The following is a 14,279-nucleotide window of genomic DNA, read 5'->3' as shown; positions in this document are numbered from 1 at the left end:
ATGTGAGTTGTATTCTGGAGAATCGAATGAAAATCGCAAAGAACACCGTCGTGTCGGTCGCTTACAAGCTGTCGGATGCGCAGGGCAATCTGATTGAAGAAAGCGACGAGCCGATGGTCTATCTGCACGGCGGCTATGATGGCACGTTCCCCAAGATCGAGGAAGAGCTCGACGGCCACGAGGCCGGCTTCGAGACCCAGATCCAGCTGGAGCCGCAAGACGCATTCGGCGAGTACGACCCGGAACTCGTGAAGATCGAACCGCGCAATCGCTTTCCGGAACCGCTCGAAGTCGGCATGCAGTTCGAAGGCACGCCGGAAGAAGGCGATGACGACCTCGATTCGCTCGTCTACGTGGTGACCGACGTCGCTGAAGACAAGGTCGTGCTCGACGGCAACCATCCGCTCGCCGGCATGGCGCTGCGTTTCGCGTTGACCGTGAAAGACGTGCGTCCCGCGACCGAAGACGAAATCCAGCACGAGCATGCGCATGGCGCGGATGGCCTGGAAGTGCTCGACGAAGACGACGACGCGGACGACGAGAGCGGCAAGTCAGGGCCCACGCTGCACTGAGTGCGGCTGCGAGCCGGTAGCGCCTGAGCCGGCCGCACCTGAAGCGCTTGAAGTGCCTGAAGCGCCTGAAGCGCTGGAGGCTCCCGGCGCACTCCGCTGCCCTGGCGGAGTCGATGTCGCGGGTCCGTATCCGCCGCCGCCCTGATCGGCCGGAATGCGCGGCAACTGATCGAGTTGCTGCGAGTCCGGTTGTGACTGGCCGGGCGTAGGAAGAAGCGGCGGCAAGTCGGACGCCGGCCCGAGCGACGGCACCGCCGGCATCGAAGCGGCGGGCTCGTCCCTCGGCAACACAGGCTGCGTCGTGGGCATCGGCATATGCCGCGGCACCTCGCGCACCGTCACGCGGAACGGCGGTTTTCTGCCGAAGTCCGCATCAATCTGAATCCACTGGTTAAGACGATCATGCGGCGCGAGCGCGATACGCGTGAGGTTCGTCACCAGATTCCCTTTGTCATTGCGTAACGGCTGGTCGATCGCGAAGCCGGCGCTCGCGTGTTCGTCGTCGAAATGGACGACGAGCACCGGCCCGTGGAAGATCTGCGCGAGCTTTACGAGGCTGCGCTTGAACTCGAGGAAGCCGTCGCGGCGCGGATTGCGTCCGAAGCGCAGCCATGCGAAACGCTCTGGCCGTTCATAGCGCTCGGCGTCGGGGTCGCCCTGAATGAACACGACGATCGCGCGTGCGTCACGGCGCTTCGCAAATTCGCCGGCATGTTCGAGCCAGAATGCGTTGGCGATCACGCGGTCTTCGAATTCTCCGTTGCGCCCGCCGGCGGTCAGATAGTGATTGTTGGGGCTCGGCGCATTGAGCCCGACGAACACCGTGTCGCCCACCTGCCAACGCACATTCTCGCGATACGGGCGAAAGCGCGATACCTCGCTCTCTCGCGTCAGTGAAAGCGGGTTCTGGCCCATCGAGTTGGCATCGCCGAGAAGCGTCTGGCGCAACTGGTCGAGCCGTTCGACCGGGTCGAAGCCGCCTGCCTCGGCGCTCGCGCAATCGACCCAATCGTGCTGGCCTGGAATAAAAAACAGCGCGGGCCGCGACGTTTCCAGCACCGCGTGGCGCCGTTCATACAGCGCATCGCGGCAGGCTTCTTTCGGGCCTTTCAGATTGCCGTCGTAGACGATAAAAGAGACGTCGCGTTCGCGGCCGATTGCGTCGATGAGCCGTTGGGTCGGGGCCTCGTCGGCGGGACTTTGCATCGTGTTCGCGATGACCGCGAAGCTGTAATTCGGCGCGGCTGCATGAGCCCGCGGTGTGGGAAGCAGAAGTGCGAAGGCGAGTGTGGATACGAGACCTGCAACGCGCAGCCCAACTCTGCTCGCTACCCTCGGCGCCATAGCTATAGCCGACCCCGCGCGGAATTCGCGCGGACGCTCGGCAAGACCGCGTGCCTCAATGATCCGCATCCGGCGCAGCGGCCAACTCGTGTAGTTCATACAGCAGATCGAGCGCCTCGCGTGGCCGCAGATCGTTCGGATCGATGCCGCGCAGACGCTCGACAAGCGCCTGCATAGCCGGCGACGCGTTAGCAGGTTGCGGCTCGTCGTCCGCATCTTCAAGCAGCATCGGCGACGGCGCCGCGAACAGATCGAGCTGCGGCGCCGGTTGCCCCGCGGACTGCTGCTCGAGATACGCAAGATGCTTGCGCGCCGCGCGAATCACCGCGTTCGGCACGCCGGCCAGTTGCGCGACCTGCAAACCGTAGCTCTGGTTCGCCGGACCTTCGTTGACGGCGTGCAGGAACACGATGCCATGTCCGTGTTCCACCGCCGACAGATGCACGTTCGCCGCTTGTGGGAATTCCGCCGGCAACTGCGTGAGTTCGAAGTAATGCGTCGCGAACAGCGTATGGCAACCGTTATGCGCAAGCAGATGCCGCGCGATGGCCCACGCGAGCGCGAGGCCGTCGAAGGTCGATGTGCCGCGGCCGATTTCATCCATCAGCACAAGGCTTTGCGGCGTCGCGTCGTTAAGAATCGCGGCCGCTTCGGTCATCTCGACCATGAAGGTCGAACGGCCGCCGGCGAGATCGTCCGCCGCGCCGATGCGCGTGAAAATCCGGTCGATCGGCCCGAATGCCGCACGCCGTGCAGGCACGTAGCTGCCGACGTACGCGAGCAGCGCGATCAGCGCCGTCTGGCGCATGAAGGTCGATTTACCGCCCATGTTCGGGCCGGTGATCAGCAGCAGCTTGCGCTCCGGCGTGAGCGTGCAGTCGTTGGCGATGAATTGCTCGACCTGCGCCTCGACAACCGGATGCCGTCCCTGTTCGATCTCGATGCCCGCATCCGGCGAGAAACTCGGCGCGACCCAGTCGAGCGCGCGAGCGCGTTCGGCAAAAGCGGCGAGCAAATCGAGCTCGGCGAGCGCCGACGCGACGCGCTGGCAGTCCGGAATAAACGGCAACAGCGCCTGCAGCAGCGAGTCGTAGAGCGAACGCTCGCGGGCAAGCGCGCGTTCCTGCGCGGACAGCGCCTTGTCCTCGAACGTCTTCAGTTCCGGCGTGATGTAGCGCTCGGCGTTCTTCAACGTCTGACGGCGGCGATAATCGTCCGGCACCTTGTCGGTCTGGCCGCGCGTGACCTCGATATAGAAGCCGTGCACCTTGTTGTATTCCACGCGCAGATTGCCGATGCCCGTGCGCGTGCGTTCGCGCGTTTCCAGATCGATTAGGAACTGTCCGCAGTTCTCCGAAATATCTCTGAGTTCGTCGAGTTCGGCGTCGTAGCCGCGCGCGATCACGCCGCCGTCGCGGACCATCGCGGCCGGCTCTTGTGCGATGGCGCGCGTGAGCAACTCGACGCACGCTTGCGGCGGCTCGAGCGACGCGTCGATGCGCGCAAGCGATTCCGCGTTCGACGAAACGGCGGCGAGCCTCGCGCGCAGTTCAGGCAGCGCGATGAAGGTGTCGCGCAAGCTCGACAGATCGCGCGGGCGTGCCGACAGCAGCGCGAGACGGCCGGTGATCCGCTCGATGTCCGAGATGTGCCGCAGTACGCCGCGCAGCGAGTCGACGTCCGTGCCCGCGCCCGCGGGCGCGTCGAGCAACGCGCCGATAGCCTGCTGACGCGCGCGTGCAACCGCCGATTCACGCGGCGGATGATGCAGCCAGTGACGCAGCAAACGGCTGCCCATCGTCGTGCAGCAGGTGTCGAGCAGCGAACACAGCGTGGGCGATTCGGTGCCGCGCAAAGTCTGCGTGATTTCCAGGTTGCGCCGCGTCGCGGGGTCGAGGCCGATATATTCCGATTCGTACTCGACCTTCAGACTGCGCACGTGCCGCAGTTGCTGGCCTTGCGTGGCCGCCGCGTACAACAGCAACGCGCCGGCCGCGCCGCACGCGCAGGTGAGCGAATGCGCGCCGAAGCCGTCGAGGCCCGCGACTTCCAGTTGATCGCACAAGCGCTGCGTGCCCGAGGCGACGTCGAAGTGCCATCCGGGCACGCGCGTGAGCGCGCGAGCGCCCGTAGGCGGCGTCCAGCTCGTGGAATCGGCCGTCGTGTCGGCGACCAGGATCTCCGCCGGGTCGATGCGTTCCAGCGCGGCGGCCACCTGGTCGGGCGCGACTTCGGCGAGCCGCAACGCGCCGCTCGCGAGATTCAGCCACGCGAGGCCGACGCTCGTCGCGACGCCGCGGCGATTGTGCGCGACGCACATGGCCAGCAGGAACACGTCGCTCTTGTCGGACAGCAGCGCGGCGTCCGTGAGCGTGCCCGGCGTGACGACGCGCACGACCTTGCGTTCGACAGGACCTTTGGACGTGGCCGGGTCGCCGATCTGCTCGCAAATCGCCACCGATTCGCCGAGCTTCACGAGCTTCGCCAGATACTGTTCGACCGCGTGATGCGGGACGCCCGCCATCTTGATCGGATTGCCCGCCGACGCGCCGCGTTGCGTGAGCGTGAGGTCGAGCAGACGCGCGGCTTTTTCGGCGTCGTCGAAAAAGAGTTCGTAGAAGTCGCCCATCCGGTAGAACACGAGCGTGCCCGGATGCTCCGCCTTGATGCGCAGGTATTGCTGCATCATCGGGGTATGTTGTGCGACGTCGCTGGCCGCTGCGGTTTGAGTGCCCATCCTCGGTATCTTTCTGCTTTAGCTGTTCAGGGCGTGAGTTTAACCCGCCGACGCCGCGAGCGGACCCTGGCCGAATGGCCGATGCGGGTTGCGAGGGGTGCGGCTAGGGAATGGCGTGGCTGTTGGCAGAGCGTTCGTTCAACGAGCAGGCGAATCTTCAAACACTGGTGGACTCAAGTCCAAGGTGATCACATAGCGCTCGTCGTTTGGATGGCCTCTGCTGCCGAAGCACCGGATATTGACTGAAACCTGATATTTGTTACCGGCTTGCCAGCGCGTTGTGGGGGCGGTGCATGCCCGGATCGCATTTCGGGCTGCCTGAGTGTCTTCGATAGGGCGGTTGTCGCGAGACTGGAACGGTTTCCAGCCCCCCCGCTGGAACTGCTTTTGCAGGTCCGTGAGAATAGCGATCGACGCGTCAAGCGGCAGTGTTTCGATTTGTGGCGATAGGGTAACAAGCGACACATTGCCAAGCTGATCCGCATAAAGACTCAGGAACCTGGCAGGCGGCGTAACGAAGCCGAACTGCGAATCGCTGAAGCGGAAGATTGCGGGGCGCGTTACGTAAAGGTTGATGGACTTCTCGTCGGTTGCAGCCGGCAGCGTCGATCGCGAGTGCTGCCGCACGTGTTCATAAGACTCACCAAGCGTCAGCACGACTTCGTCGACGGGTCTTGTCATCGCGTATATGCCCCAAACGACAGCGGAGCCGAACAGCGCGCACGCCGCGTACCCGAACCACCTGATTGTTCCGCGCACCATGATCACCTCGGGTGCGCAATGAGATACAGCGAGTTTTCGACCGAGTGCTTTTCGATCGGGTCGCGTAACAACTCGTCGAACCGCTGGGCTGCGCGGATAACGAACGCCATGCGCTGATCGGGATCTGCGATGTTGGCGAGAGCCTGGTTGCTGAAACGTTCGTTCTTCGCGCTGGTTGCTGCCAGTGTGCATTGGTTCGCAAATGCCAACTGGATCTCGCGCGCGGAACCGGTCGGAATGTGCCACGCCCACGCGAACTGGTTGGCGCGCATCAGCACCGCGAACGCCGGATCGGTGTACATGGCCGGTTGCAGGATATTGATCTGTTCGTGACGGGCAAGCAGCCTGACGCCCTCCGCGAGGTTGCCTGCATCGATTGCCCGGAACGCGAGTAACACCTCGGGTTTGCTTTCCGCGAAGAGAACACGGTCTGCGATCGGCCAGATAACCGACCCGCGGAGACCCGAGCGCTCGGTCAGGCATTTCTGAAATCGCTGCAGCCCGAACTTCCTGTAAAACATGTGCAGAGGCCAGACGTCGAGAAATAGCGCCGTGTTTCCCTTTGCGAGCATCTGATATACCTTTTCTGCGCCCGTACCGTTCACCTGATCCGGGATCGGCATGCGCGGCGATCCGTACGGTGCGATCCGTTCGAGCGGAGAGCTTTGTCTTTCCCATTGTTGGTAAGCGTTACGCTCCCGATTTGACTTGCCGATCAGTTCCGCAGCGTTGAGCAAGCCGCACCCGACCTGTTTGGATGCAAACGCCGCGAGCCCCGCCCACTGGAACCGGTGATCGTCTAGCCACAACTGCGCATACGCGGCGTTGATGCGTCGATTGCGGGCGATGGGATCGTCGATGGCAACGAGGGCCTCCGCTTTTTTCTGGTAGAAGCGCCAACAGTTGATGCAGTCTTGCTGGTCATCTTCCGACTGCTTTTTTGCGGCCGCTTCCTCGTCTCTCCAGTTCGGGTAACAGACCGGACAACGGTGGTTTTCGCACTTCGCCATCGAGCTCTTTCTCGCTGTCGGGTCTTGGGGATTTGCTGACCCCAGTTTCCCACGGCAAGAGCAGAGGCTATCTCGATATGCGGGTATTCGACGTCACGCCACCCTCATTCCTCCAGCAGCGCATGCATATTCGCAGACCGTTCGTTCGCCGCACTCCGCCGCTTTGCGAGCCACATCATGAACGTAATAAAAACGCCGAACACGACGATGATCCATTGCGCCGGCATCTTCGCCGTGAGCAGCAGCGCGTACGCGCCGAGCATCAGCAGCACTGCGAGATTCTGGTTGAAGTTCTGCACCGCGATCGAGTGTCCGGCCGACAGCAGGGTCGCGCCGCGATGCTGAAGAATCGCGTTCATCGGCACGATGAAAAAGCCGGACAACGCGCCGAGCAGGATCATCAGCGGATACGCGAGCAGGATGTAGACCGGCACGACATATGAGCCGATGTGGATGCCCGCGCCCGCGGGGAAAAGGTTCTTGTTGTAGAAGGCCATCGCAATGGCGACCGCGCCGGTGACGATGCCGACCGGCAGCACGGTCAGCGAGCGGCGCAGCGGAATCAGCGCGGCCGCCGCCGCGGCGCCGACAGCGATGCCGAGCCCGGTCACGCCTTGCATGACCGCGGCCTTCGAGAGCGACAGGCCGAGGTTCACGTTGGCCCATTTCAGCACCAGCAATTGCAGCGTGACGGCGCCGCCCCACATCAGCGTCGTGACCCACAGCGCGATCTGCGCGAGCTTGTCGGCCCACAGCACGTTAAAGCAATGATAGAAGTCGCCGACGAGCTTCGTCGGCTCGGTCAGGCGATTCGGATAGCGCGCGCCGGTGTCGGGAATGAAGATGTTGATGGCGGCGGCGATCGCGTACGTGAGCATGACCGCGAACATCGCCAGATCCGCCGACGAGCCGATCAGCGGCAGATGCGCGCGCGCGACGAATTTATCGGCGAATGTGCTGATGAGCGCGCCGCCCACCATGGTGCCGACGATCGTCGAGAGCACTGTCGCCGATTCGAGCCATGCGTTGGCCTTGACGAGTTTTTCGGCGGGCAGCAACTCGGTGAGAATGCCGTATTTCGCCGGCGAATACGCGGCCGCGCCAAAGCCGACCACGCCGTAGGCGATCATCGGATGCACGCCTGCAATCATCATCATGCAGCCGCTCGCCTTGAGAGCATTGGAGATGAACATCACGTGGCGCTTTTGCATGGCGTCCGCGAACGCGCCCACGAATGGCGCGAGCAGCACGTACGAGACAGTGAAGAAGATCTGCAGCAAGGGCGTGACCCACGCAGCCGAGCGGATCACCGATAACAATGCGATGGCGGCGATCAGCAGGGCATTGTCGGCAAGCGACGAAATGAACTGCGCCGCGATGATCGTGTAGAAGCCTTTTTTCATGAAGCGGATGGGAAGCGGCGCGCGAGGCGAGGCGCGAAGGACGCAGGAACGACGCACGGATGCGAGCGCGGATCGCTGCGCACACAACGCGCAGGCGGGCGCAGCGTGGGACGCGGAATGCAGCCGGCGAAAAGCGTAGGCCGGCGCGGCTTCCCGCTTTGTAGCACGAACGCTCGCACGATGCAGGCGCGCTAATGAAAAAGCGGCCGAAGCCGCTTGTTGAGTGGGTCTGTGTGTCGAGTGCTCGTCGTGATTGCCGGCGCGCAGTGCGCGGCTTACCCGTGGCGTCGCGTTGTGCTCGCCTGGAGCTTCGGGCGCTACGACGCGGAAGCGCGTGCCGCGCAACTCACGCGCTTCTCGCTCGGTAACGGCTCGCGCATGCGCCCGCTACACTCGGGCTGCGGATCGACCCGCCAGCCCGCCGCGCAACTCAAGCCGCTTGCTGACGCGTGCGGCTGTAACGCGAGAGGATCGGCACCATCTGCGCGTAAATCTTCGGATTGCCGGCGACGACTTCGCCGACGTGCAGGAAGTCCGAGTCGCCGGTGTAGTTGCCCACCAGACCGCCCGCTTCGGTAATCAGCAGGCTGCCCGCGGCGACGTCCCACGGGTTCAGGCCTTGCTCGAAGAAGCCGTCCATGCGGCCCGCGGCCACGTTTGCCAGATCGAGCGCGGCCGCGCCGGGACGGCGCAGGCCCGCGCAGGCTTGCGTCATTTCGGCGAACTGGCGGCCATATGCTTCGAGACCATCGGTTTCGCGGAACGGGAAGCCGGTGCCGATCAGGCCGTCCGCGAGACGATCGCGCCTTCCGACGCGAATGCGGCGGTCGTTCAGGAACGCGCCGCGGCCGCGCGAGGCGGTGAAGAGGTCATTGCGGGTCGGGTCGTACACGACGGCCTGCGTCACGATGCCCTTGTGGGCCAGCGCAATCGACACGCAGTAGTACGGAAAGCCGTGAATGAAATTGGTGGTGCCGTCGAGCGGATCGATGATCCACTGGTACTCGGACTCGTTGTCCGACTTGCCGGATTCTTCGGCGAGGATAGCGTGATCGGGATAAGCGGTCTTCAGCGTGTCGATGATCGCGGCTTCGGACGCTTTGTCGATCTCCGTGACGAAATCATTGTGCTGTTTCTTGCTGACCTGGATCAGATCGAGATCGAGCGACGCGCGGTTGATGATCTGGGCTGCGCGGCGCGCGGCCTTCACAGCGATGTTGAGCATGGGATGCATGGACGGATCCTTGTGCCGGGGCAGCACGGCTGCTTGCCGGTAAATAAGCGCGACGCGCGCGCTAATGGGCGCCCTCGATGAGGCGCGGAAACAGCACGGAACGCTCACCCGGTACAGGACCGGCGTGCATTCCGCCAACGGAGACGAATTGAATAAGAACGAGGCGCCGGGTTCTGGCTGATAGCTCTGCCTGACTGCGTGCACTGCTTTGAACTGGTGCGGTATGCAGATCGGCGTGGCGCAGGCCGGACGCGAATTCCGGTATTTTACCCGAGTCTGCCAGGCGCGGCAGGGTTCGGGTTGGGGAGGGCGCTGGTGGGCGTGCGTGGGCGCTTGCATGCGGATTTGAATGTGATGTTGAAGAGGCGGTCGGAGACGCGCTCGAGCCTCTTGCAACCCGCTTGCGCACGGGCTTGAGCCGCGGTTTCGCGCGCGCGTGAGCTGCTCGCGCACGGTCTTCCAGCCGCGCTCGAACCCGCGCTTGGAGACGCGCTTGAGCGGCTTGCAACCGCGCTTGCACATGCGCTCCCAGCCGTGCTCGTGCACGTGCTCGGAGACGCGCTCCAACTGCTTGCGGCGGCGCTCGCTCACGGGCGCGCAGCCGCGCTTGCACACGCACTTGGAGACGCGTTCGAACTGCTTGCAACCGCGCTTGCCCACGCGCCGGCGCGCAGCCTTCCAGCCGCGCTTGACGACGCATTTGCAGCCTCGATCCCGCCCGCCCACACACACGCCGTTCGGCGGCTTCGCGCGTTGGCGCTACCATACGCGTTCTCCGACTCGCAGGCTTTCATCGTGGACCACACCCACCATTCTTCCGATCCCGCCGTGGCAGACTTGCGCGGCGGCTTCACGTCGACGCGCTTCGTGCTCGTCGAGCCGAGCCATCCGGGCAACGTCGGAGCCGCGGCGCGCGCGCTGAAAACCATGGGTTTCTCGCGGCTCGTGCTCGTGTCGCCGCGCGTGCCTCATGTGCAGAGCGATCCGGAGGCGATAGCGATGGCAAGCGGCGCCGATGACGTGCTCGCCTCCGCGCACGTCGTGCCGACGCTTGCCGATGCGCTCTCCGGCGTGCACTGGTCGATCGCGTTGACCGCGCGGCAGCGCGAGTACGGCCCGCCGCAATGGACGCCTCGCGCAGCCGCAAGCCTCGCACGCGACGAAGCGTTGCACGGCGAGATCGCGCTCGTGTTCGGCAACGAGCGCACGGGCTTGTCGAATGAAGACGTCGAGCGATGCAGCGCGCTCGCGCATATTCCCGCGAATCCCGCCTACAGTTCCCTGAATCTCGCTCAGGCCGTGCAGGTCCTCGCGTATGAGTTGCGCATGATCTATCTGACGAGCGGTGCGGAGGTCAACGCATCGGCGAGCCGCGCGCCGCAAGCGTCGACTGGGTCGGCTGCATCGGCTCCATCGACCGGCGCCGCTGCATCGGCCGAGCCTGCAGGTCCGCGTGCCGCGAGCGATGAAATCGAAAGCATGTTTGCGCATCTCGAAAGCGCGCTCGTCGCACTCGAGTTTCTCGATCCCGCGAATCCGAAGAAGCTGATGTCGCGCTTGCGGCGGCTCTTCGCGCGTTCCGGTCTCGAGCGCGAGGAGGTGAACATCGTGCGCGGGATTGCGAAGCACATCCTGCTGAAAACCGGCCGCAAGGACGACAGCGCACGCTAGCGCGCGGCGCGGGGAATGAAGGGCCAATGAGCGAGCAATGAGCGAGCAATAAGCGAGCAATGAGCGGCCAATGAGCAAGCAATCAGCGGCCGTGCTGGCGGCCACCGACTAGCACGACGACCTTTTGCGCTACATGGACTTGCGGCAGGTTTGCGCGAACCGTCCTACAATCCTCGAAACCTTCTAAGCAAAGCTGCCGATCTGCTATGCGGCAGCCGTGCACGCGCGCATGACGTTTCGCGCGCGGCTTCCCCCACATAACATAGTCCCTGCCATGTTCACGAGACTTCGCGAAGACATTGCCACTATCCGCGAGCGCGATCCCGCCGCCCGCAGTGCCTGGGAAGTGCTCACGTGTTATCCAGGCTTGCACGCGCTGGTGCTGCACCGGTTCGCGCATGCGTGCTGGCGTGCGCGGCGCCGTTGGCTCGCGCGTTTCGTTTCGCAGATGGCGCGCTTCATGACGGGCATCGAGATCCATCCGGGTGCGACGGTTGGACGGCGAGTCTTCATCGATCACGGCATGGGCGTGGTGATCGGCGAGACCGCGCAGATCGGCGACGATTGCACGATCTATCAGGGCGTCACGCTCGGCGGCACGTCGCTCACACGCGGCGCGAAACGGCATCCGACGCTGGAGCGCGGCGTGATCGTGGGCGCGGGCGCAAAGGTGCTCGGAGGGTTCACGATCGGCGCGGACGCGAAGATCGGCTCGAATGCGGTGGTGACGAAGCCTGTGCCCGCCGGCGGGACGGCGGTCGGCAATCCGGCGCGAATCATCGTGCCGGCGGCGGCTGCCGCTGCATCTGTCGTGGCGAAGGCTGCCGCTGTTGGCATGCCGGTCAATGGCCGCGCGAGCGCAGCGTCGGATGCCACGGCGAACGGCGCTGCTGCGTCGAATGGCGTAACGCGTGAGGATGAACGCGGCAAGCTAGCCGCCAGGCGCAGCGATTTCTGCGCGTACGGCATCACGCCGAATGCAGACGATCCCGTATCGCTCGCCATTCACGGGCTGATCGATCATGCCGCGACGCAAGCGAAGCGCATCGATGAAATCGTCGTGGCGCTCGAGCATCTGGGCACGAGCCTGGAAGGCCTGCAAGGCGCCGATGCCGCGCTGCTCGATTTACGCCGTTTGTCCGCGGCGATCGCGGGCAAGGTGGAGGGGACGGTGGCCGCGCGTTGAAGGCTTGAAGATGCGCGGGGCCGTGAGCGCGGCACCGCCTCTTCATGCCACCGTCGGCGGCACAGCACATCATCATGCGGCCGGAGGCGGGGCGCAGCGTGGTCTCGCTGCTACGCATAAGACACGACCTTTTCATGCCGCCGTGGCGGCGCATCGCCTCGTCACGCCGCGGGTGAAACGCCACCTCATCACGCCGCGCAACGCACCACCTCTCACCACCACTCTCAATCGAGCGGTAACGCCCGAATCCCTTCCGAATCGACGCGCAAATAACCGCCGCGTCGCTCGCCATGATCGAGATCCCAGTCGGGCAGCACCCAGCGTATGCCGCCCGGCTCGCGATGACGCGCGGGGCGGTGCGTGTGCCCGTGAATCATCGTCGCCGCTTTCGACCACTTGAACAATGCGGCGACGCCTTTGGGCGTCACGTCGTATTTGAGTGAAACGGGACGCATGCGGCCGCCCTCGCTCTTCGCCCGCATGTTTTCCGCGAGCGCCTGACGCCACGAAAAGGGCGACGCGAGAAACAGCATCTGCGCAAGGCGGTTGCGCGCGAATCCGCGAAACAGTTGATAACCGCGGTCCGCGGTGCACAGACGGTCGCCATGCGCGACCGCAATGCGCGTGCCGAATGCGGTGATCACGAACGGGTCGGGCAGCCAGATCGCGCCGGCCGCTTTCATGAAACGCTTGCCGAGCAGAAAGTCGCGATTGCCGTGCATGATGTAGAGCGCAATGCCGCGCTCGGTCAGCGTGTGCAACAGCGCGGCCATCCGCGCGACGAACGGCTCGGCGAGCATGTCGTCGCCGATCCAGTACTCGAACAGATCGCCGAGAATAAAGACCGAGTCGGCCTGGTCGGCGTTGACGCGAATGAAGTGTTCGAACGCGGCGACCGTGCGCGGGATCGCCTCGCTCAAATGAATGTCGGAGAGGAACAAAAACGGGCGTGCGGCGTGCGGGCGTTTGCCCTCGCCAGGCACGCCCGCGGCGACGCTTCGCAGCGGCTTTTCTTGCAGCATTGAAGGTGCCTGTATCGCAGTTTTTCTAGTTAAGGCGCGTCCGCAATCAGTCGACGACCACGGCTTTTTCGATCACGACGTCGTCGACCGGCACGTCCTGATGAAAGCCCTTCGAGCCCGTCTTGACCTTCTTGATCTTCTCGACGATGTCCATGCCTTCGACCACCTTGCCGAACACCGCATAGCCCCAGCCTTGCGGCGTCGGCGACGAGTGGTTCAGGAAGTCGTTGTCGTTCACGTTGATGAAGAATTGCGCGGTCGCCGAATGCGGGTCGTTCGTGCGAGCCATCGCGATCGAGCCGTTCACGTTCTTCAGACCGTTGTTCGCTTCGTTGTTGATCGGCTCGGCCGTCGGCTTCTGCTTCATGCCGGGTTCGAAGCCGCCGCCCTGAATCATGAAGCCGTCGATCACGCGGTGAAACACCGTGTTGTCGTAGTGGCCGGCCTTCACGTAGTTGAGGAAGTTCTCAACCGACTTCGGCGCTTTCTCGGCGTCCAGTTCCAGTTTGATGACGCCGTGGTTCGTATGCAGTTCAACCATGATGGAATCCTTTGATGAACGGGGTGGGTGGAAAAGACGCGGCGAGCCGTCGTGCGCTGTGCAATCTGTGCGCGTCGATGCGTTTGACGGCGGGCCGCGCGGGGCGTGAGTTCGACGCTTCTACGCGTGCGTGATGTTCAGTGTTGTTCCGTGTTGCTCTGGGTTGTTCCGTTACTTGCCGCCGACCACGGTAGCCGATTCGATCACGATCGGCTTTTGCGGCACGTCGCCCATCGGACCGCGCGTGGTGGTCGGCGCGGCTTCGATCTTTTTGACGACGTCCATGCCGCTCGTGACCTTGCCGAACACCGCATAGCCGTTGCCGTCCGGATTCGGATAGTCGAGGCCCGCGTTGTCCACCGTGTTGATGAAGAATTGCGCGGTCGCGGAGTTCGGGTCGCTGGTGCGCGCCATCGCGAGCGTGCCCATCGTGTTCTTCAGACCGTTACGGCTTTCGAGCGGAATCGGCGCGCGCGTGGGCTTCTCCGCGAAGCTCTGCGTGTAGCCGCCGCCCTGGATCATGAAGCCGCGAATCACGCGATGAAAAATCGTGCCGCTGTACTGGCCGGACTTCACATAGTCGAGAAAGTTGGCGACCGTTTTGGGCGCTTTCTCAGGATACAACTCGACGCGAATATCGCCTTCCGACGTCTTGAGGAGGACGGACGGATGCGCGGCTTGCGAACCGGACTGGGCGAACGCGGGTGCGTTCGCGATCAGGGCGGCGCTGCCGAGCGCCAACATCAACCATTTCATGAAAATCCTCAGGGTTGGAAAAAACGTATGACCGCCGCGGC

Annotated in this window: 12 protein-coding genes; 3 read left to right on the top strand and 9 right to left on the bottom strand. The window is 63.9% G+C overall.

Annotated features, from left to right (window positions below; genetic code table 11):
- Nucleotides 1-26 precede the first annotated feature (26 nt).
- Nucleotides 27-572, top strand: a complete 546-nt coding sequence (locus tag CUJ91_RS11350) for an FKBP-type peptidyl-prolyl cis-trans isomerase (protein ID WP_006051465.1) — start codon at nucleotides 27-29, stop codon at nucleotides 570-572.
- Here the strand turns inward: CUJ91_RS11350 and CUJ91_RS11345 are convergent.
- The 6 genes from CUJ91_RS11345 to CUJ91_RS11320 form a co-directional block, all read right to left on the bottom strand.
- The gene (locus tag CUJ91_RS11345; RefSeq protein ID WP_244231009.1) at nucleotides 552-1,985 is read right to left on the bottom strand and encodes a hypothetical protein; all 1,434 of its coding nucleotides are present in this window, start codon (nucleotides 1,983-1,985) and stop codon (nucleotides 552-554) included. The two genes, CUJ91_RS11350 and CUJ91_RS11345, sit on opposite strands and share 21 nt — an antisense overlap.
- Nucleotides 1,972-4,653 carry a DNA mismatch repair protein MutS gene (mutS, locus tag CUJ91_RS11340; protein ID WP_114156227.1) on the bottom strand — a complete coding sequence of 894 codons (2,682 nt, stop codon included), beginning with the start codon at nucleotides 4,651-4,653 and terminating at the stop codon, nucleotides 1,972-1,974. The genes CUJ91_RS11345 and mutS overlap by 14 nt, the downstream gene beginning before the upstream one ends.
- Nucleotides 4,654-4,791: 138 nt before the next feature.
- Nucleotides 4,792-5,415 (bottom strand): flagellar biosynthesis sigma factor, encoded by a 624-nt coding sequence (locus CUJ91_RS11335; protein WP_114156226.1) that lies wholly within the window; start codon nucleotides 5,413-5,415, stop codon nucleotides 4,792-4,794.
- A gap of 2 nt (nucleotides 5,416-5,417) precedes the next feature.
- Nucleotides 5,418-6,425, bottom strand: a complete 1,008-nt coding sequence (locus CUJ91_RS11330; protein ID WP_006051469.1) for a DUF2515 family protein — start codon at nucleotides 6,423-6,425, stop codon at nucleotides 5,418-5,420.
- A gap of 104 nt (nucleotides 6,426-6,529) precedes the next feature.
- Entirely contained in the window at nucleotides 6,530-7,828 is a 1,299-nt protein-coding gene (gene lplT / locus CUJ91_RS11325; RefSeq protein ID WP_114156225.1) for a lysophospholipid transporter LplT, read from the bottom strand.
- A gap of 430 nt (nucleotides 7,829-8,258) precedes the next feature.
- The gene (locus CUJ91_RS11320; RefSeq protein ID WP_029970735.1) at nucleotides 8,259-9,062 is read right to left on the bottom strand and encodes an inositol monophosphatase family protein; all 804 of its coding nucleotides are present in this window, start codon (nucleotides 9,060-9,062) and stop codon (nucleotides 8,259-8,261) included.
- Nucleotides 9,063-9,857: 795 nt separating this feature from the next.
- On the opposite strand from CUJ91_RS11320, the gene CUJ91_RS11315 reads away from it, so the two are divergent.
- Both CUJ91_RS11315 and cysE read left to right on the top strand, forming a co-directional pair.
- A complete protein-coding gene (locus CUJ91_RS11315) occupies nucleotides 9,858-10,733 on the top strand; it encodes an RNA methyltransferase (protein ID WP_029970736.1) in 876 nt (291 codons plus the stop codon).
- 274 nt (nucleotides 10,734-11,007) lie between these two features.
- Nucleotides 11,008-11,919 carry a serine O-acetyltransferase gene (gene cysE, locus CUJ91_RS11310; protein WP_114156224.1) on the top strand — a complete coding sequence of 304 codons (912 nt, stop codon included), beginning with the start codon at nucleotides 11,008-11,010 and terminating at the stop codon, nucleotides 11,917-11,919.
- Between the two features lie 224 nt (nucleotides 11,920-12,143).
- Here cysE and CUJ91_RS11305 read toward each other — a convergent pair whose 3' ends face one another.
- The 3 genes from CUJ91_RS11305 to CUJ91_RS11295 all read right to left on the bottom strand — a co-directional run bounded on the left by CUJ91_RS11305 (nucleotide 12,144) and on the right by CUJ91_RS11295 (nucleotide 14,238).
- Nucleotides 12,144-12,941 (bottom strand): UDP-2,3-diacylglucosamine diphosphatase, encoded by a 798-nt coding sequence (locus CUJ91_RS11305; RefSeq protein ID WP_006051474.1) that lies wholly within the window; start codon nucleotides 12,939-12,941, stop codon nucleotides 12,144-12,146.
- 46 nt (nucleotides 12,942-12,987) lie between these two features.
- Nucleotides 12,988-13,482 carry a peptidylprolyl isomerase gene (locus tag CUJ91_RS11300; protein ID WP_006051475.1) on the bottom strand — a complete coding sequence of 165 codons (495 nt, stop codon included), beginning with the start codon at nucleotides 13,480-13,482 and terminating at the stop codon, nucleotides 12,988-12,990.
- 171 nt (nucleotides 13,483-13,653) lie between these two features.
- Nucleotides 13,654-14,238, bottom strand: coding sequence for a peptidylprolyl isomerase (locus CUJ91_RS11295; protein WP_006051476.1), 585 nt, complete (start codon nucleotides 14,236-14,238; stop codon nucleotides 13,654-13,656).
- Nucleotides 14,239-14,279: the final 41 nt, after the last annotated feature.

This window comes from Paraburkholderia graminis (assembly GCF_003330785.1).
In the GTDB taxonomy this organism is placed as follows: Bacteria; Pseudomonadota; Gammaproteobacteria; order Burkholderiales; family Burkholderiaceae; genus Paraburkholderia; species Paraburkholderia graminis.
This window is presented reverse-complemented; position numbering and strand designations above follow the sequence as displayed.